We start from the raw sequence: 18,627 nt of genomic DNA on the forward strand, positions 1-18,627 counted from the left end.
CTGCACGCACCACTTCTGAGCCGGCCGGGAGCGTCGCCATGACCTATGAAACACCCACGTCTGAAAGCCTTTCACGGGTCGAGGTCATTCCCGACGAGACCCAGTCGGCGGTCAGCTGGGACGCGGTCTGGGCCGGGGCGGCGGCGACCGTCGCCATGCTGTTCGTGCTGGTCTCGCTGTGCGCGGGCTTCGGCCTGAAGATGGCGCCGCGCTGGCCGGGCGGCGTTACGGCCGAGGACTTCACCCCGATCCTGGGCGCGGCCTTCGTCGCCTGCCAGGTCGTGGCCAGCATGCTGGGCGGCTATCTGACCGGACGACTGCGCACCAAGTGGCTGTACGTCCACGACCACGAGACCCACTTCCGCGACACCGCGCACGGCCTGCTGGCCTGGGCGACCAGCGTCGTGGGCCTACTGGTGCTGGGCGCCCTGATGGCTGCGCCGGCCGTCAGCGCGCCCGTCGAGCTGACCCCGGCAGAGGCCATTCGCGCCGGTCAGATCAGCGCCCAGATCTCGCTGTTCCTGGGCATCGGCGCCCTGACCAGCGCCTTCGCCGCCAGCATCGCCGCGGCGGTGGGCGGGATGCGCCGGGACGAGATGCACAGGCTGCATCGCGCCTTCAAGGCCTGACGAGAAGCGACACAAGACGAGTTGGAATGAAGGGCCGGGCGTTGCGAAAGCGGCGACCCGGCCGCTGAGGTTTGATGATGCTGACGACGAAGATGAACCCCCGCGTCTTCTGGGGGGCCAGCCTGGCGATCGGGCTGCTGCTGGTGCTGGCGGTCGTCGCGCCGGGACTTTCTGACCGTATCTTCAAGACCGCCCAGGCCTGGGTGATCGACACCTTCAGCTGGTTCTACGTCGCGGCCGTCGCCGGCTTCCTGGGCCTGATGCTGTTCCTGGCCCTGGGTCCGACCGGCGCCCTGAAGCTGGGACCGGACGATTCCGAGCCGGACTTTCCCTATGTCTCGTGGCTGGCCATGCTGTTCGCGGCCGGCATGGGCATCGGCCTGATGTATTTCGGCGTCGCCGAGCCCATCCAGCACTATATCAGCCCGCCCGAGGCGGAGCCGCGCACCTTCCTGGCCGCCCGCGAGGCCATGGTCATCACCTTCACCCACTACGGCGTCCACGCGTGGGCGATCTACGCCCTGGTCGGGCTGAGCCTGGCCTTCTTCGCCCATCGCAAGGGCCTGCCGCTGACCCTGCGCTCGGGCCTGTCGCCCCTGCTGGGCAAGCGGATCAAAGGCCCGATCGGCGACGCGGTCGACATCTTCGCCATCTGCGGCACGGCCTTCGGCATCGCCACCTCGCTGGGCTTCGGCGTGGCTCAGATGAACAGCGGCCTGGCCTATCTGCTGGGCGTGCCCAACAACGCCTGGGTCCAGGTCATCCTGATCGGCGTGGTCATGACCGCCGCCACCGCCTCGATGATGAGCGGCGTTGGCAACGGGGTGCGCCGCCTGTCCGAACTGAACCTGATCCTGGCCATCCTCTTGATGCTGTTCGTGATGGCGGTCGGCCCGACGGGCTTCCTGCTGAAGGCGCTGGTGCAGAACTTCGGGTCGTATCTGGAGCACTTCGTCCACCGCACCTTCACTCTCTACGCCTACGAGCCGCGGGCGTGGATGGCGGACTGGACGCTGTTCTACTGGGCCTGGTGGATCGCCTGGTCGCCGTTCGTGGGCATGTTCATCGCCCGCATCTCGCGCGGCCGCACGGTGCGTGAGTTCATCCTCAACGTGCTGTTGGTCCCGGCCGGCTTCACCTTCCTGTGGATGACGGTCTTCGGCAACACCGCCATCAGCCTGGACATGGGCCAGGCGGCCGGGGCGATCTCGCGGGCCGTCACCACCGACCTGTCGACCGCGCTGTTCTACTTCCTGGAGCAGTTGCCGGGCGCGGCGATCACCTCGACCCTGGCCATCCTGCTGGTGGCGGTGTTCTTCGTGACCTCGGCCGACTCCGGGGCGCTGGTCATCGACACCATGGCCTCGGGCGGGGCCGACGACACCCCGCGCTGGCAGCGCATGTACTGGTGCGTGCTGCTGGGCCTGGTCGCCGCTCTCCTGCTGCTGGCTGGCGGACTAGGGGCGCTGCAGGCCGCGACCCTGGTGGCCGCCCTGCCCTTCACGGTGATCATGATCCTGCTGGCCGTCGGCCTGGTCCGCCAGATGAACGCCGACCTGGCCGGCCGTACGCTCGAGACCGAGGCCCCGCCGCTGGCCGAGCAGATCAAGCGCATCCTTTCGCCGGCGAGCCGCCGCGAGATCCAGCGCCAGATCGACCGCACGGGCGCCTCGGCCCTGGAGCGCGTGCGCGACGGCCTGGCCGCCGAGGGCCTGACCGCGACCGTGACGCGGGACGACGAGGGCCTGTTGCTGGCCGCCTCGGTCGGCGAAGGCGGGCGTCTGTTCCAGTACCGGCTGGTGGCCCGCGCCCGGCCGCGTCCGGCCCTGACGGCCCTGGACGCGCCCGAGAGCCGCCGGGCGATGGAGTGGCGGGCTTCGGCCAGCTCGGACGACGTCGCCAGGCCCCGCGACGTCACCGGCTTCACCCAGGATCAACTGGTCGCCGACGTCCTCTACCACCTGGAGCGCTGGCGGACCGCCTAGGCCGCGGCCGCCTGGACCATCGCGCGCGCCTCAGCCGCCGACAGCCACCGGCCGCGCGCGAACTTGGCCGCGCCCGGGCCCGTGGCGTTGAACTGCGAGAACCGCGCGTCCTCGGGCTGCAGCATGGTGCGGGGATTGCCGTCCTTGCCGGTGTACCACATCTCGGTCCACCCGGCCGGGGCGATGTGGTCGTCCATCCAGCAGTCGATGAAGGCGGTCGCGCCCTGGAACTTGGGGTCGCCATAGCGGCCGTCGGCAAACTGGCTGGACGGGCGCCAGGGCCGGCCGAGATAGACTGATCCCGTCTTGGTGCCGGCCTCCTTGGTCAGGCTGCATTTGACGAACACGAAGCCGACCGGCTGCTCGATCGAGGTGCTGGGGGCGACGATATAGCCGTCGATCGGATCGACCGGCCGCGGCCGCGAGCGGATCTCGCAGTCCCGGAACAGCGCCCGGCCCGCGCCGAAGATGAAGTCGTAGCTGCCGGTCACCAGGCAGCGCTCGAACAGGCTGGAGCCGGCGTCGGGGAACAGGGTGTCCTGATAGCTGAGCAGGTCCACCTCGGTGAACCGCGCGCGGTCGGAGCCCTTGTCCAGCATCAGGGCCACGGCCTGCGGGCCGCCGCCGTCGTGCGAGTGCAGGCCGCCCGGCTTGGACATTTCCGCCAGGCCGTCGAAGGCGTTCTGGATCGTCAGGTTACGGGCGGCGAAGTCCGGCGCGCGGACGAACAGGGTCGGGGTGCGGAACGTGCCCCAGCGCTTGCCGTCGGGCGCGGTCAGGCCCGAGGCGGCCAGGTGGCTGATCACCGAAGCCTTGCGGTCCTGCCCCACCAGGTGGACGAACGGCTTGTCGATGACGACCTGCTCGTCCCAGAGGCCGCGGGTCACGAAGATGCGGAAGGGTTTCTTGCCGTTGGCCGGCGCGGCCGCGAGCGCGGCCGACAAGCTGGCATAGGCCGGAGCGGCGACCGGCGGCTTGCCCGGCCCGCGCCACAGCACCGCGTCGTAGCGCGTGGCGGCCGAGGCCACGCCCGGGACCAGCAGCGCCGCGCCGGCCAGAACGCCCCGACGAGAAGGAAGGTTCAGCGACATAATGCTTTTCCAAAAAAGAGTGGGCGCCGGCGGGGAGGGCCGCCGGCGCCCCAATTCCTCGGGGGGAAGAATAGTGGATCTTAGAAGGCGTACCGCAGCCCGAAATTGAACTGCCGGCCCGTGTGCGAATAGACGTAGACGCTGTCGCGGTTGCTATCCGTGTACTGATTGTTGAAGGCGTCGGTCAGGTTCAGCCCCTCGAACGTCAGCTTCAGCTTCTTGTTGATCGCGTACGACGCCGAGGCGTCGATGGTCGTGATCGAACGTACGCCGTCGATGTCGTTGGTGCTGGTGCCGCTGGGCACGGCGGTCAGGTACTTGTCGCGATAGGCCGCCGAGACGCGGGCGCTGAACACCTCGTCCTCGTAGTAGAGCGTGGCGTTGAAGGCGTTCTTCGACAGGCCCACCAGGTCGTTCTGCACGAAGCCGGTCGGCGAGCGGGCCGAGATGTAGTCGATCTTGGAGTCGACGATCGTGGCGTTGAAGATTGCACCCGTGTGCTTGAGCACACCCGGCAGGAAGCTGAACGGCTGCTGGTAGCTGACCTCGATCCCCTTCAGCGGGCCGCCCTCGGTGTTCACCGGCTGGCTGAACAGGAAGGTGTCGCCCGCCGAGACGCCCAGGCCGTCCAGCAGGCTGACCGGCAGGCCCGAGGCGCTGAACGGTTGCGAGATCCGCGACGTCTGGATGTAGCTGCTGATGTCCTTGTAGAACAGGCCAACCGACAGCAGGCCATCCTTGGCGAAGTACCATTCGGCCGACAGGTCGTAGGTGGTGGCGCGGATCGGCTTCAGGTTCGGATTGCCCGAGCTGACGCTGAACACGCCTACGGTCGACAGACTGCCGCCAGGGGTCAGGCTGCCGAGGTTCGGGCGGGTCATCACCTTGGCCGCGCCGAAGCGCAGCAGGAAGTCTGGCGTGACCTCGGCCGTCAGGTTCAGGGCCGGCAGGATGTCGTCATAGTCGCGCTTGACTGTGGTCTGCTGGGCCGCGCCCGCCACCAGCTGGTAGCCGGTCGAGCTCTGCTCGGTCTTGACGTAGCGCACGCCGATGTCGCCGCGGATCGGGATGGCGAAGCGCTCGGTCTGGAAGTCCAGTTGCACGTAGGCGGCGCTGTCCTTTTCCTCGACGCTGCGGATGTTGCCGCGGGCGTTGGCGTTGCTCGCGCCCGACAGCTCGAACAGGCCCGTGCCGCTGTAGATGTTGTAGAGCTTGGCGAAGGCGTCCAGGTCCGGCGCGATCCACTGGGTCGGGATGCCCGTTGCGCCCAGGTTCTTGCCAAAGCCGGACACCATCTTCGTGAGGCTGGCCAGGGTGGTCCCCGCCGGCAGGGTCGGGACGACCGACTCATTGACCCGCGCCAGGGCCCAGGAACTGAAGTTGTAGCGCTTGGCGTTGACCCCGGCCTTCAGCTGCAGGCCGTCGGCCAGGCGATAGTCGCCGTCCAGTTGGAAGGTTCCGATCTTGTTGGTCACACCCTGCGGCCGCAGGCGGATCTCCGAGCGCGCCGCGCCGAAATTGTAGGCCAGCGGATCGGTGACGTCGAAGCCGAAGCTCATCGCCGGCAGGTTCGGATTGACCCGGTAGTCATACGAGAAGTTGTCGGCGTTCTCGCGGTTCAGAATCACCGTGGTCTGGATCGGGTTGTTGAAGTCCGACTTCGAGAAGCCGGCCAGGCCGCTCACCTTCAGGCGATCGCCGAACTCGCGCTCGACCGAGAACGTGGCCTGGGTGTACTCGGTGTCCAGCTTGTCAAAGCGGGTCTCGCTCTCGACGTCGACGTCGTCGAACAGGCCATAGACCATGTCACCCTTGGCATTGACGACGCCGTCGCGGACGATGATCTCGGGGCGGCCGCCCTGCGAGGCGTTACGGGCGAACGACAGGGCTTCCAGCCAGTTCTCCTCGCGGGTCGCCTTGAAGTCCGAATAGAGCACGTCCAGGCCGATCAGGGTCTTGTCGTCCGGACGCATCTGGAACGAACCGGTCAGGCCCAGGCGCTTCTGCTCATGGGTCAGGCGGCCGTAGCGCGGGAAGCGCGGGGTGAACACCGAGGCCGAGCTGGCCTGGGTGAAGGTCGAGGCCGGGCTGAAGCCGCCGACTTCGGTCCCGTTCAGCCAGCCGCCCGAGCCGTGACCCTCTTCCAGCAGACCTCGCTCGGTGTAGGCCACCGAGACCAGCCCGCCCAGCTTACCGTCGAACCACGTGTTGGAGGCCAGGACCGCGAAGCGCGGGTCCCACGACTTGGAGAGGTCGTTGTAGCCCTGCTGGGCCGAGACCACGAGGGTCGCGCCCTTGTAGTCGAACGGCCGGCCGGTCTGCAGGTCGACGGTGGCGCCCAGCGAGCCTTCCTCGGTCTGGGCCGAGGCGGTCTTGCGCACCGTGATGCTGTTGAAGAGCTCCGAGGCGAAGACGTTGAAGTCGAACGCGCGGTTGCGGTTGGCGCCGCCCGAGCTGTCGGTGCCGCTGGCCGTGCTCTGGCCCTCGACGCCGTTGATCCGCACGCGAGTGAACTGCGGACCCAGGCCCCGGACGGTGATTTGGCGGCCCTCGCCGGCGTCGCGGGCGATCGACACGCCCGGCACACGCTGGATGGACTCGGCCAGGTTGGCGTCCGGGAAGTCGGCGATGTCCTCGGCCTTGATGACGTCGACCACGCCGCTGGCGCGGCGCTTGATGTTCATGGCGCTCTGCAGGCTGGCGCGGAAGCCGGTGACGACCACCGCCTCGACCTCGGCGGCGGACTCTTCCGGCGTCGCGGAGACGGGGGTCACGGCCTGAGCGGCGATCAGCGGCGCCGGCGCGGTCGAGGCCAGCTGCAGCGAGGCGGTCTGGCCCAGCACCGCGGTGCGGCCGTTGTTGGAGACGACGGTCAGGTCGGCGCCGCGCAGCAGGCGGGCTAGGCCCTCCTCGACGGTGTAGGCGCCGCGCACGGCGTTGACGCGCTTGCCCTGGACCGCGCCCTGCGGCGCCAGGATCTGCAGCTCGGCCTGCTTGCCGAACTGGGGAATGCCGGTGGCGGCGGGCTGCTCGGCCACGTCGAACTTGCGCACCTGGGCATGGGCGCCCGAGGCGACCAGCAGCGCCGTCGCGCCGGCCGCGAGCATCAGATAGGACTTGTCTTGGTTACGCAGCGACGTACGCATGCGGCCCCTCCCTTTTTCGTTTCCAACGGCGCTTCTTGGAACGCCTGATTGGAGCGATGCGGCGGAAACCGGTTTCCGTCACAAAACGTCAAAATAATTTCCCGGTGGGGTTCTGAAGCCCTTCTTCCCTGCCTTCCTAGGCCTTGTGCCTAGGACCCATGGCGCCACGTGACGAGGATTTTCCCTTAGACCACTATTACCGCCACACGCGCCCGGAGGCTCAGCACACCGGAACGCTGGGTCCTGGGCACAAGGCCCAGGAAGGCGATGAGTTGCTGGAAGGCAACCTTCAGCCGGCCTGCAGGACGATGGCTTCGCCGCTGGTCAGGACCTGGCCGTTGAAGGTGGTGGCGGCGGCTTCGGCGAAGCCTTCAGGGTCGTTGGTCCGGAACCAGCCGACGAAGCGCTCGCCGGCCAGGCGCGGGTCGGCGACCTCGATCTTGCGGTCGTTGTAGCGGTTGAACTCGGCGGCGGCCTCGGCCAGCGTCTGGCCGTCCAGCACGATCTGCCCCTCGCGCCAGGCCAGCTGGCGGGCCAGGTTGTCGTCGGCCTTGGGCGGCGCCTGGACGCCGGCGCCGTTGTCGGCGAACACCCGCTGGCCGGCGACCACCCGACGCGGCGCCTGGCCGTCGGTCCAGACCTCGACCACGCCTTCGGTCACCAGGATGTCGCTGCCGGCCTCGTGCTTGCGCACTGAGAAGGCCGTGCCGACCGCCCGCACCCGCACCGGACCGCTTTCGACCACAAAGGGCCGATCGGGATCCTTGGCCACCGCGAACCAGGCCTCGCCGCGCTCCAGCCGCACGGCGCGCAACCGGGGCCTCATCGAGATCTCCAGCTCGGAGCTCGTATTGATCGCCGCCACCGAGCCGTCGGCCATCGGCACGCGGCGGATCTCGCCCAGGGCGGTGCCATAGCGCTTGGCCAGCAGCCGCGGCGCGACCACCACCGCGGCCAGGCCGGCCGCCAAGGCGCCCAGGCCGCCGATCACGCCTCGCCGGCGCAGCATCGGCGTGGGCCGGGCCACGGGCGTCTCCAGTCCCAGCGCACGGCCGCGGTCCAGGTGGGTCCAGCCGGCCTCGGCGCGGACATAGGCGCCCACGCGGCGACGATCGCCGGCCAGCCAGGTCTCCAGTTCGGCGCGCACGCCGGGGTCATCGCCCTCACGATCGACGCGGACCACCCATCGGGCGGCGGCCGCCTCGATGTCAGCGGCGCTTTCGCGATCGACCATCGGTCTTCTCTCTCAGTCCCTGGGCGCCCGCGGGCGCGTCCTGTTCGGTCATGGCCGCGAGGATGGCGCGCAGCCCCCGCACGGCTTCGTTTTCCACGACATGTTCGGTCACGCCCAGCCGGCGGGCGATCTCGCGCTGGGGCACGCCCTCGATCTTGCGCAGTTCGAAGATCTTGCGGCAGCGGTCCGGCAGGGCGGCGATCAGGCCGCGCACCCGCTCCAGCTCACGCCGCCCCGAGACGATGCGCTCGGCCGACGGATCTTCCAGCGCCAGGTCCAGCGCCTCGATTTCACTGACGGTCTCGATGCGCACCACGCGGGCGCGACGGATTTGCTCCAGGGCGACGCTGCGCGCGGCCTGGAAGAAATAGGCCCGCGGCTCGCCGATGTGCTCGATGTTGCTGAGGGCGGCCAAGCGGCAATAGGTCTCCTGGATGATGTCGTCGACGTCTCCGGCGGCGGCGAATGATCGCCGCAGCCAGACGCGCACGGCGGCTTCGTGGGGCAGGATCTCCCGCCCCAGCCACGCCACGACGCGCGCGCGTCCTTCCAACACCGTCCCTCCCGATTCTTCGTTCTTGCGGTTCACAAGAAGCGATGCACGGGCGCGGAATTTCCGTCAAACGGGCCTATTGTTTTGCAGACCTCAGCGCGCCTTGGCCTCGCGGACGACCAGGGGCTTCTTGGCGAAGGCCTTGGGATCGACGTTGCGCAGGGTCTGCTTCTTCACCCCGTCATTGCTCATGAACGACACCTCGACCGTGACGCGATCGAAGGTCTTCAGGCCGAAATGCACGGGCAGAGCGCTCTGGGCGTTGTAGCCGCCGCCGGTCGAGACCAGGCGCGTGGCGACAATCTTGCCGGCCTTGTCGTACAGGCGGACCTCGGCGCCGGCGCGGGTGTAGTTGCCCTTGGCGTCCAGCACCAGAACGCTGAGGCTGCGGCTCTTGGCGGGCGCGGCCAGGTCGTTGCGGAACAGGAAGTGGCCGCCCACCGGGCTGTAGCCGCGCATCACCGACAGATCGAGCGCGCCGTCGCCGTTGTAGTCGACCCACTCCACGCCGTGGTCGCCGGCGTTCAGCAGGCTCTCGCGGGTCAGGACCTGGTCGAAACCGCCCTTGCCGTTGTTGTGGTACAGCAGGTCCAGCGGCGTCTGCTTGCCGGCCTCGCCCTCGTAGCTGGTGACGTAGAGGTCCAGATAGCCGTCGTTGTCGTAGTCGCCCCAGGCGGCCCCGACCGCGTGGCCCGCATCGTCGACGCCGGCCGCCTTGCCCACTTCCTCGAACGTGCCGTCGCCCTTGTTGCGGTACAGCAGGTTGGCCCCGTAGACGGCGACGAAGATGTCCAGATTGCCATCGTTGTCGTAGTCGCCGATGGCGCAGCCCACGCCGCCCTCTTCCTTGGTGCGGCCCGGCGCGTGCAGGCCCAGGGCCGGGGCGACATCGGTGAAGCCCTTGGCGCCGTCGTTGCGCCACAGGGCGTCGGTCGCGCCCGACTGGTTGGCCAGGAACAGGTCCAGCTTGCCGTCGCGATTGTAGTCGAACCAGCACGAGCCAACCGTCGGCCGCAGGTCCGTCACGCCGTTGTCGGCGAACGCCTGCTTGAAGGCGCCGCCTTCGTTGTGGAACAGCTGGTTGGGACCCAGGCGGTTGGACGCATAGAGGTCGAGCCGGCCATCGTTGTCGTAGTCGATCCAGTTGGCCTGGCGGCTCATCCGGTCGGGGATGGTCAGGCCGATCTTCTGGGACACCTCGACGAAGCGCTTGCCGCCCTCGTTCTTCCAGACGAACGACTGGTTGCCCTGCGCCGCCGGGACGTTCGAGCCGCCCAGCAGGTCCAGATAGCCGTCGCCGTCATAGTCGCCCCAGCTGACGCCGCGGACTTCCTTGCCCGTCGTCGGCAGACCCAGGGTCGGGCCGATATTGGTCAGCACACCGTTGTCGTTGCGATAGAGGCGAACGTCGCCGCCCTTCAACGACACGGCCAGATCCAGGTCGCCGTCCCTGTCGAAATCGGCCCAGGCGTTCGACAGCGAACCCGGGACGGAGAACATCTCGGGCTGGACCGAGGTGAAGGCCGGATCGGCGGCGTAAGCGGCGCCGGCGGTCAGGACGGCGGCCAGCAGCGACGACGCCAACCAGGCGTTTTTCTTGGACATCGGATCGCCTTTCAGGGCTTCAGGTCGGTGCGTTCGGAGACGTGGGCTTCGACCTGTTCGCGCCGCAGCCACAGCTCGCGGAACTGGTCCTTGGACAGCATGTCCAGCTGGTCACTGTAGTGCGTCGTGCCGGGCTGGCGGGCATTGCCATAGCTCATCAGGCCGTAGGCCTTCACCGGGGTCGAGAACTCGATCATCGCCACCCAGGTCTCGCCGTGGTTGGGCGTGCGGATCCCCTTGGCGTCGGGCTCGGACCAGGTGATGACCCGGAAGGCGCCCAGATTGCCGAAACCGCCGGTGCCGGGCACGTCGACGCCGTCCAGGATGAAGCGCGAGGCGTCGCCGAAGCGGCGGTCGATCGCGCCGTACTTCTTCTTGGTGTTGGCGATGGCGGTGCGCAGCTGCTCGACGGCGGCGGCCGGATCCTTCAGGCCGTAGGGCGTGCTGATCGGGCGTTGTTCCGTCCACGGAATGGCATAACCGCCCTGCCCCGCGAAGGTCGGGCCGGCGAACAGCTTGGCCCACTCCTCGAACAGCAGGCCCGCACGGCTTTCAGCCGTGAAGTTGCGGTCCCAGCCGGCCAGCAGGCGGGCGGCGGCCTGGACCTCGGGGTCTTTGTCCTTCAGGGCCGCGGGCACCAGCTCGGGCAGCACGCGGTCGGCCATCAGGGCGTTGGTGGACAGCTTCAGCTGCTTGAAGCGGTCCAGGCTGATCTTGTCGTTCTCGGCCATCAGCTTGACGGCGTTCTGGGCGCGGAACGACTCCGGCGTGCGCGGGGCCAGATACTTGGGATAGTCGTCCGGCTTCATGGTCACCGGCCAGCTGGCCACCCACGGAGGGTCGTTGGCGTTCTGCACGAAGCCGCCGACCGGGTCGGTGACGCGCGGCAGGTCCTCGAACGGATGGGTGTCGGTCCACAGGTAGCGCGAGCTGTCGCCCGGCACGAGGCCGCTCCAGAAGTTCAGGTCGCCTTCGCTACGCTTGGGCGCGATGCCGTTGAAGGTGTAGTCGATGTGGCCGTCACGGTCGGCGTACATGATGTTGAAGGTCGGCACCTGCAGCCGCTTCATCGCGCTCTCGAACGCCTTGAAGTTCGGCGCCGTGACCATGTCGAAATACTGTTCCAGCATCTTCGGGCGATCCAGGCCCGCCACGCGCACGGCGACCTTGGAGCCATCCTTGCGGTCGAAAACCGGGCCGTGGACGGTCGAGCGGATGGTCAGCGGCTTGGTCGCCAGCGTCCCGTCGGCCTGGCGCACCCTGTAGGTCAGGCCCTGCGACTTGAACGGCAGCACCTTGCCGTCGAAGACATAGCCGTCGTCCTTCAGGGTCAGCTTGTAGTTGGTCGCCCCCACCATGCTGTTGACGGTGTTGGTGATGCCCATCTGCTGGTTGAAGGCGAAGCGGATGATCGGCAGGCCCACCTGGGTGGCGCCATAGACCTCGAAGTTCGGCCCGGTCAGGTGGGCCTCGTAATAGATGAAATAGCCGGTGCCCCAGGGCAGGTGGGGGTTCTGCAGCAGCAGGGCGTTGCCGTCGGCGGTTTTCTTGGGCGAGACGGCCCACGAGTTGGAGCCCTGGTCGGCGATGTCCGGCGGATCGCCCTCGCCGATCGTCTTGCCGGGCGAGGCCACGTAGATGAAGTTCATCAGCCGGTGGGCGTGGGCCACGACGTCGACGCCGCTGACCGGCAGCACCTGCTTCAGGTCGGCGTCGATCTTGTCCGGATGGGCCGCCGCATAGGCGTTGATGCCCTTGGCGAAGGCGTCGAGATTGGCCCGGAACGCGGGGGTCTGCTGCTTGTACCAGAGCTTGGCGCGGTCGGGCACGCCGTTGGTCAGCAGCCAGGTCGTGGTCTCTTCGTATTCGGGACCGAAGTACTCGGCGCCCTTGCCGCGCGCCTCGCCGTACAGGCGCAGGATGGTGTTGGCGTGGCTCTGGGCCTGGGCCCAGCCATAGCCGTAGAACACCGCCTTGGCGTCCTTGCCGTAGATGTGGGGCACGCCATAGGTGTCCCACAGGATCTCGTTCTTGGTCGGCTTGGCCGGCGCCAGGGCGGCCGGCTTCGCAGCCCCGATGTCCTTGGGGGCCTCCTGGGCGATGACCGGCCCGGCCGCCAGCCCGATCCAGCCCGTCAGCAGCAGCGTCGCGACGGTGCGGCGAAGAATCGTCATGCCTTGGTGCTCCCCAACCTATTTCATTCTACGGGGCCGCCGCAGCGGCCCCCGCAACCCACAACTGTCGATCAGAAGTCCCACTGCAGGCGGGCGTAGTAGGAGCCGCCGGTGAAGCCGAACGGCGAGATGCCCGGATACTGCCCGGTGCCCGTGTTGACGTTGTACGAGGCGTTAGCCGCCGTCGAGGGACCGCTGCGCGACGGATAGACGTTGAGCAGGTTGTTGGCGCCGATCGCGACGTTGACGGTGGGCAGGATGCGATAGCCGATCTCCAGGTCGGTGATCCACTTGGCGCCGTACGAGCGGTCGTTGGCCGGAATGTTCTGCTGGACCGTGTAGCTGCCGAAGCGGGTGCCGCGCAGATTGACGTTCAGCTTGTCCCACGCCCAGTTGACGCCCAGGCTGACCTTGTCCTTCGGGAAGGCCTTGGTCAGGTAGCCCTGGCTGAGACGGTCGAACAGCACGTAGTTGGCGCCCAGCGCCGCCAGCTCGGGCGGATTGGCGATGATGCCGGTGATCTTGGTCTCGTTGTGGTTATAGCCCAGGGTCAGGCGCAGGGTGCCGTAGTCGCCCAGCTCGTGGCGATAGGCCGTGACCAAGTCGACGCCGCGCGTGCGGGTGTCGATGGCGTTGGTGTAGTACTGGGCGCTGAGCGAGCTGGGCAGGCCGTTGGCCACCAGGATGTTCGACACCGCCGTCCCCGTCAGGGTGCTGGTGATGGCGATGCGGCCGTCGACCTCGATCTGGTAGGCGTCCAGGGTGATCGACAGGCGCGGCAGCGGCTCCAGCGTCACGCCGACGCTGTAGTTCTTCGACTTCTCCGGCGTCAGCGGCTCGGCGCCCAGGGCGACGGCCTCACGCGAGCCGACCGGCAGGGTCTTGATCTGCAGCAGGTCCAGCACGCCGTTCACTTGGCGGAACTGGCTGGAGCTGGCGGCATAGCTGTTCTGGGCCAGGCCCGGCGCGCGGAAGCCGGTGCTGGCCGCGCCGCGGATGGCCAGCCAGGGGGTCAGCTCGTAGCGGCCGTTGATCTTGCCGACCACGGTGTCGCCCGAGGCGTCGTCATAGTCCTCGTAGCGGACCGCCGCGCCCAGGAAGAGCTTGTCGATCGTGTAGCCGACCTCGCCATAGGCTGCGAGGTTCGTGCGCTTGGTCTTGCTGGCGTCGGAGGGCTGGAAGCCCGGCGCGGCCTGGGCGCCGGTGGCCGGACGCGAGCCGGCCGACGGCTGGCCCGCCGGAATGACATAGGTCCCGGCCGCGTAGCTCAGGGGCTCGCCCGCGCCGACCTGATAGGTCTCGCGGCGATGCTGGGCGCCGAACGACAGCTGCAGGTCGCCGCCGCCGGCCTGGAAGCCGCGGGTGACGTCCAGCGAGTTGACCCACTCCGACGAGACCAGCTTGCCGACATAGAAGGTGGTCGGGCTTGCCGGACCCAGGCTGGCGTTGATGCTCTCGGAGACGTTCTCCTTGGCCAGGTTCTTGCCGAAGGTCGACGAGACGTCCCAATCCCAGCCCTGGATCACGCCGCGCGCGCCGAAGGCCAGTTCGAAGTCCTGTTCCTTGATCACCAGGTTCGGGCGGAAGCCGTCCGGATAGACCTGGGGCAGCGAATTGACGTTGGTCGGCGCCCGGAAGGTGAAGGGCAGGTCCGAGACGCGGTGGCTGAAGGTGCCGAACGAATAGAGCTCGACCTCGCCGACGTCGTAACGGGCGTTGTAGCCCAGATTGACGCCGTTCTGCGGCAGGACGCCCGAGTTGCGGGTGACCATGCGGTCGACCGTGGCCTCGCGCGGGTCCAGCGCGCCGCCCACCAGCGGGTACAGGCGGATGCTGGAGGCGATCGGCTCGGCGCGGTTGGACAGCGCCTGGTCCTTGGTGGCGAAGAACAGGTTCAGGAAGCCGTTCTCACCCAGCTTGGTCCCGTAGTTGCCCTGCACCAGAGTGAAGTCGCCGTCGTTGCGGTCGAAGTTCTGGCCACGCGTGACGGTCAAGGAGCCGCCGGGCGTGTCCTTCAGCATGATGTTGATGACGCCGGCGATGGCGTCGGAGCCGTACTGGGCGGCGGCGCCGTCGCGCAGCACCTCGATGCGGCCGATCGCCGAGGTCGGGATCAGGTCCAGGTCGGCCGGCACCGAGCCGTTGTACAGCGACGACACCGAGTTGATCAGCGAGGTCTTGTGGCGGCGCTTGCCGTTGACCAGCACCAGGGTCTGGTCGGGGTTCAGACCGCGCAGGCCGCCCGTGGCGATGACGGTGGCGGACACGCCGCCGGCGCGGGCCGGCAGGTTGAACGAGGGCACCAGGGTCTGCAGGGCCTGGAAGGCGCCGGCCTTGCCGGTGCGCTCCAGGTCGGCGGCGCTGAGCACGTCGATCGGCGTCGGGCTCTCGGTGACAGTGCGGGCCACGCCGCGCGTGCCGGTCACCACGACCTCGGTCACTTCCTCGGGCGCCTCGCGCGGGGTCGCCGCGACGGCCTCCTGAGCGACATAGCCCATCGGCGCGCTGGCCTTGATCAGGCCGGTCGGCGCCGCCGTATCGGCGGTCAGGGCGATCAGCCCGTCCTTCATGATCGCCACGCGCAGGGGCGAGCGGCCGATGATGGCCTCCAGCGCCTGGCGGGTCGGCATCCGGCCGTTCACCGCCGGCGAGCGCAGGCCTGAGACCTGGTCATAGGGATAGAGCAGCCGCACGCCCGACTGCTGGGACAGCGCGTTCAGCGCCCCCTGCATCGGCTGGGCCGCAATATTGAAGTCCTTGGAAGCCTCTGCCGCAGCTGCGGGTAGCGCAACCATAGCAACGGTGGCGAACAGCGCGCCGCGATACAGGGAATTGAACTTAGATCCACCGGCCATTGGACGCCCCCAAGCGTGATTGAACAGTCTCAACCACTGCAACGAGCCGCCGTGCGGGGAACCGCCATCTGCTCAGAGAATAATTTTCAAGATTTTGTCACGAGCAGGATGCTGCCGTCGGCGGCGGCAATCGCATTGACCGGGAAGCTGGCCTCCACCGCCGTCAGGAACTTGTCGGCCTCGTCGACCTCGAAGCGCCCGCCCACCCGCAGATTGGCCAGGCGCGGGTCGCCGATGACGATGGGCGGACCGCGATAGCGATTGAACTCGGCCACCGCCTGGGCCAGCGTTTCGCCGTCCAGCTCGATCACCCCGTCCTGCCAGGCCGTGCGCTGGCGCAGGATGGTCGGCCCCAACGCCGTGGGCGCCATGGCCCCCGAACCGATCACCGCCCCGCCGCCGGCCACGACCCTGGGCGCGTCGGCCCGCTGGGCGTTGGCCTGCGACTTGCCGCCGGCCTCGGCCACGGCCACGACGCCCTCGGTGACGGTCAGTTCGACCACGGTGTCGCGGATGCGGACGTTGAAAGCGGTGCCGATCGCCCGCAGCCGGGCCGAGCCCGCCTCGACCAGGAACGGCCGTCCGGGATCATGGGCGACCTCGAACAGGGCCTCGCCCTTGATCAGCCGCACCTGCCGGCTGGACTTGCGCAGGGCGACCTCGACGGCCGAGGCGGTGTTCAGGTGAATGCGCGAGCCGTCGGCTAGGGTGACCGTCCGCCGCTCGCCCGTGCGCGTGTGGTGCAGGTCGACGTCGCCGAGATAGCGCCAGGCGGCCGTGCCGATGCCCGCAACGACCAGAGCCGCCACCGAACCGCCGACCAGGGCCCGTCGCGACACCATGGGCGGGGCCTCGACCACCGGGGCGGTCGTCTCCACCGGCGGGGGAACGGCCCGCAGCCGCTCGCCGGCCTCCCAGGCCGCCTCCATCCGTGCGAAGGCGACCGCATGGCGAGGGTCGGCCTCGATCCACTCGAAGATGGCCCGACGCTCGTCCGCGGGCGCGCCGGCATGCAGCCTAACGAGGAGCGCCGAGGCCCTCTCGTCGATCTGCTGCCTTTCGGCCCCTGCGGGTGATGCGGTCAAAACTGCCTTCCTCGCGCTCGGACATAGCCTTGGCCACGAGCATCACAGCTCTAGCAAGATGCTTCTCTACTGTCGAAACGGATAGGGACATGCGAACCGCTATCTCCTGGAACGAAACATCGTGCACGCGCCGCAAAATAAACACCTGGCGGCACTGGGCGGGCAGGGTTTCGATGATGGCGTGCAGCCGGCGCAGCTCGTCGCGGGCGGTCAGCGAGGCTTCCAGGGTGTCGTCGCTGCGCAGGGTGTCCAGGTCGGCCACGAAGTCCAGTGAGACGATGGTTTCCCGGCGCAGGGTGTCGATCAGCAGGTTGCGGGCGATCGTGAACAGATAGCCGCGCCCCGTGGGGATTCGGTCGATGTCCTTGGCCGCATAGGCGCGGGCCAGACTCTCGGCCACTAGGTTGTCGACGTCGAAGCCGGGCGGGCACGCGCGGCGCAGACGCGAGCGCAGAGCCCCCTCATGGGGCAGGATCACCGCCTTGAACCAGGCCAGGCGCGTGGTCAGACCGTCCATGATTGGGTCCCTCCGCAAAAGGAGCGGTGCGCCATCGCGCCATATCCAGAAGGTCGCGTCAAATGGCCGACGTCGATCGCAAAGGCGCGATCGGGGGTCAGGAGAGGTGCGTTCGTCCAAGTCCGACGCAGTTTGCGATCGAATATGGGCGCCACGGCTCTTGCAGCGCGCGATCGCGATTGACGATACGATCCTATGGCGGAAATTTTCGCGCCGTTCGTTTTGACAAGACAGGGGGGCCACGGCCTGGGTGATCGCGCCATCGTCGCGCGCGTCGCCGACCGCCGCCCCGCCGACAAAACGACGAAGACCGGGGAGAAGACACCTTGCAGGACGCTTTGGACCGCCGCCAACGGATCAAGTCGATCATCGGCGGCTCGGCCGGCAATCTGGTCGAGTGGTACGATTGGTACGCCTATTCGGCCTTCACGCTGTACTTCGCCCCTGCCTTCTTCCCGTCCGACGACCCGACCGCCCAGCTGCTGAGCGCAGCGGCGATCTTCGCGGTCGGCTTCATCATGCGCCCAATCGGCGCGTGGGTGATGGGCATCTATGCCGACCGCAAGGGCCGCAAGGCGGGCCTGACCTTCTCGGTCACCCTGATGTGCGCCGGCTCGCTGATGATCGCCGTGACCCCTGGCTACGACCAGATCGGCATCTTCGCCCCCGCCATCCTGCTGACCGCCCGCCTGCTGCAGGGCCTGTCGGTCGGCGGCGAGTATGGGGCCTCGGCGACCTATCTGTCCGAGATGGCGGGAAAGCAGAACCGCGGCTTCTTCTCCAGCTTCCAGTACGTGACCCTGATCTCGGGCCAGCTGATCGCCCTGTGCGTGCTGCTGCTGCTGCAGGCCATCATGCCCGTCCATGATCTGGAGAGCTGGGGCTGGCGCATTCCCTTCGCCGCGGGCGGGGTTCTGGCCATCGTGGTGTTCTACATCCGCCGCGGCCTCAGCGAGACCAACAGCTTCGTGGCCGCCAAGCGCGACTCCACCGTCAAGTCCAGCGGCTGGGCGCTGTTCCGCTATCACCCCAAGCAGGCCATGACCGTGGTGCTGCTGACCGCCGGCGGCACCTTGGCCTTCTATGCCTACTCCACCTACATGCAGAAGTTCCTGGTCAACACCTCGGGCTTCAGCCGCGAGTCGGCCACAGCGATCACCGCCGCGGCGCTGTTCATCTACATGCTGCTGCAGCCGGTGGCCGGGGCCCTGTCTGATCGCATCGGCCGCAAGCCGCTGATGGTCGGTTTCGGCGTGCTGGGCGTGGCCTTCACCTTCCTGATCTTCCGCACGCTGGAGACCACCAGCAGCTCGTTCGCCGCCTTCCTGCTGGTGCTGGGCGCGCTGGTCATCGTCACCGGCTACACGGCCATCAACGCCGTGGTGAAGGCCGAGCTGTTCCCCGCCCACATCCGCGCCCTGGGCGTGGCCCTGCCCTACGCCCTGGCCAACACCATCTTCGGCGGCACCGCCGAATATGTGGCCCTGTGGTTCAAGGGCCAGGGCATGGAGCGCGGCTTCTACATCTACGTCACGGCCATGATCGGCGTGTCGCTGATCGTCTATCTGCGGATGCCCGACACCCGGAAGACCAGCCTCATCACCGAGGACTAGCGCTTCCGGAACGGCCGGCCTGGGATGTTCGTCGGGCATGGTCGCGTCGCCAGAAAGGAGCCGCCGACGCGAAGATCTCGCGCCGGCCGGTATCCGACCGTGGCTGTGCGGCGCGGCCGCGACAAATCAGATCAATTTAG

Annotated in this window: 12 protein-coding genes; 3 read left to right on the plus strand and 9 right to left on the minus strand. The window is 68.1% G+C overall.

Going from position 1 to position 18,627, the window contains the following annotated elements; genetic code table 11:
- Positions 1-38: 38 nt before the first annotated feature.
- Both ABDW31_RS01740 and ABDW31_RS01745 read left to right on the plus strand, forming a co-directional pair.
- Positions 39-629, plus strand: coding sequence for a hypothetical protein (locus ABDW31_RS01740; RefSeq protein WP_184716614.1), 591 nt, complete (start codon positions 39-41; stop codon positions 627-629).
- 77 nt (positions 630-706) lie between these two features.
- Positions 707-2,614, plus strand: a complete 1,908-nt coding sequence (locus ABDW31_RS01745; RefSeq protein WP_184723636.1) for a BCCT family transporter — start codon at positions 707-709, stop codon at positions 2,612-2,614.
- Here the strand turns inward: ABDW31_RS01745 and ABDW31_RS01750 are convergent.
- From ABDW31_RS01750 to ABDW31_RS01790, 9 genes are all read right to left on the minus strand, one after another.
- Positions 2,611-3,705, minus strand: coding sequence for a pectinesterase family protein (locus tag ABDW31_RS01750; protein ID WP_184716612.1), 1,095 nt, complete (start codon positions 3,703-3,705; stop codon positions 2,611-2,613). The two genes, ABDW31_RS01745 and ABDW31_RS01750, sit on opposite strands and share 4 nt — an antisense overlap.
- Positions 3,706-3,785: 80 nt before the next feature.
- Positions 3,786-6,851: a TonB-dependent receptor gene (locus tag ABDW31_RS01755; protein ID WP_343698245.1), complete on the minus strand. Its 3,066-nt coding sequence runs from the start codon at positions 6,849-6,851 to the stop codon at positions 3,786-3,788.
- Positions 6,852-7,140: 289 nt separating this feature from the next.
- Positions 7,141-8,085, minus strand: a complete 945-nt coding sequence (locus ABDW31_RS01760) for a FecR domain-containing protein (RefSeq protein ID WP_184716608.1) — start codon at positions 8,083-8,085, stop codon at positions 7,141-7,143.
- On the minus strand, positions 8,060-8,641 hold the full coding sequence (locus ABDW31_RS01765; RefSeq protein ID WP_184716606.1) for a sigma-70 family RNA polymerase sigma factor: 582 nt from the start codon (positions 8,639-8,641) through the stop codon (positions 8,060-8,062). Before ABDW31_RS01765 ends, ABDW31_RS01760 begins: the two co-directional genes overlap by 26 nt.
- Positions 8,642-8,731: 90 nt before the next feature.
- Positions 8,732-10,243 (minus strand): CRTAC1 family protein, encoded by a 1,512-nt coding sequence (locus tag ABDW31_RS01770; protein WP_184716605.1) that lies wholly within the window; start codon positions 10,241-10,243, stop codon positions 8,732-8,734.
- Between the two features lie 11 nt (positions 10,244-10,254).
- Positions 10,255-12,417: an acylase gene (locus ABDW31_RS01775; protein ID WP_184716603.1), complete on the minus strand. Its 2,163-nt coding sequence runs from the start codon at positions 12,415-12,417 to the stop codon at positions 10,255-10,257.
- Positions 12,418-12,488: 71 nt separating this feature from the next.
- Entirely contained in the window at positions 12,489-15,272 is a 2,784-nt protein-coding gene (locus ABDW31_RS01780; RefSeq protein ID WP_343698246.1) for a TonB-dependent receptor, read from the minus strand.
- 86 nt (positions 15,273-15,358) lie between these two features.
- Positions 15,359-16,357 carry a FecR family protein gene (locus ABDW31_RS01785; RefSeq protein ID WP_221444615.1) on the minus strand — a complete coding sequence of 333 codons (999 nt, stop codon included), beginning with the start codon at positions 16,355-16,357 and terminating at the stop codon, positions 15,359-15,361.
- On the minus strand, positions 16,290-16,874 hold the full coding sequence (locus tag ABDW31_RS01790; protein ID WP_184716599.1) for a sigma-70 family RNA polymerase sigma factor: 585 nt from the start codon (positions 16,872-16,874) through the stop codon (positions 16,290-16,292). The genes ABDW31_RS01785 and ABDW31_RS01790 overlap by 68 nt, the downstream gene beginning before the upstream one ends.
- Before the next feature lie 326 nt (positions 16,875-17,200).
- Between ABDW31_RS01790 and ABDW31_RS01795 the strand changes: the two genes are divergently transcribed.
- Positions 17,201-18,487: an MFS transporter gene (locus ABDW31_RS01795; protein ID WP_184716597.1), complete on the plus strand. Its 1,287-nt coding sequence runs from the start codon at positions 17,201-17,203 to the stop codon at positions 18,485-18,487.
- Positions 18,488-18,627: the final 140 nt, after the last annotated feature.

Source organism: Caulobacter sp. (assembly GCF_039596335.1).
In the GTDB taxonomy this organism is placed as follows: Bacteria; Pseudomonadota; Alphaproteobacteria; order Caulobacterales; family Caulobacteraceae; genus Caulobacter.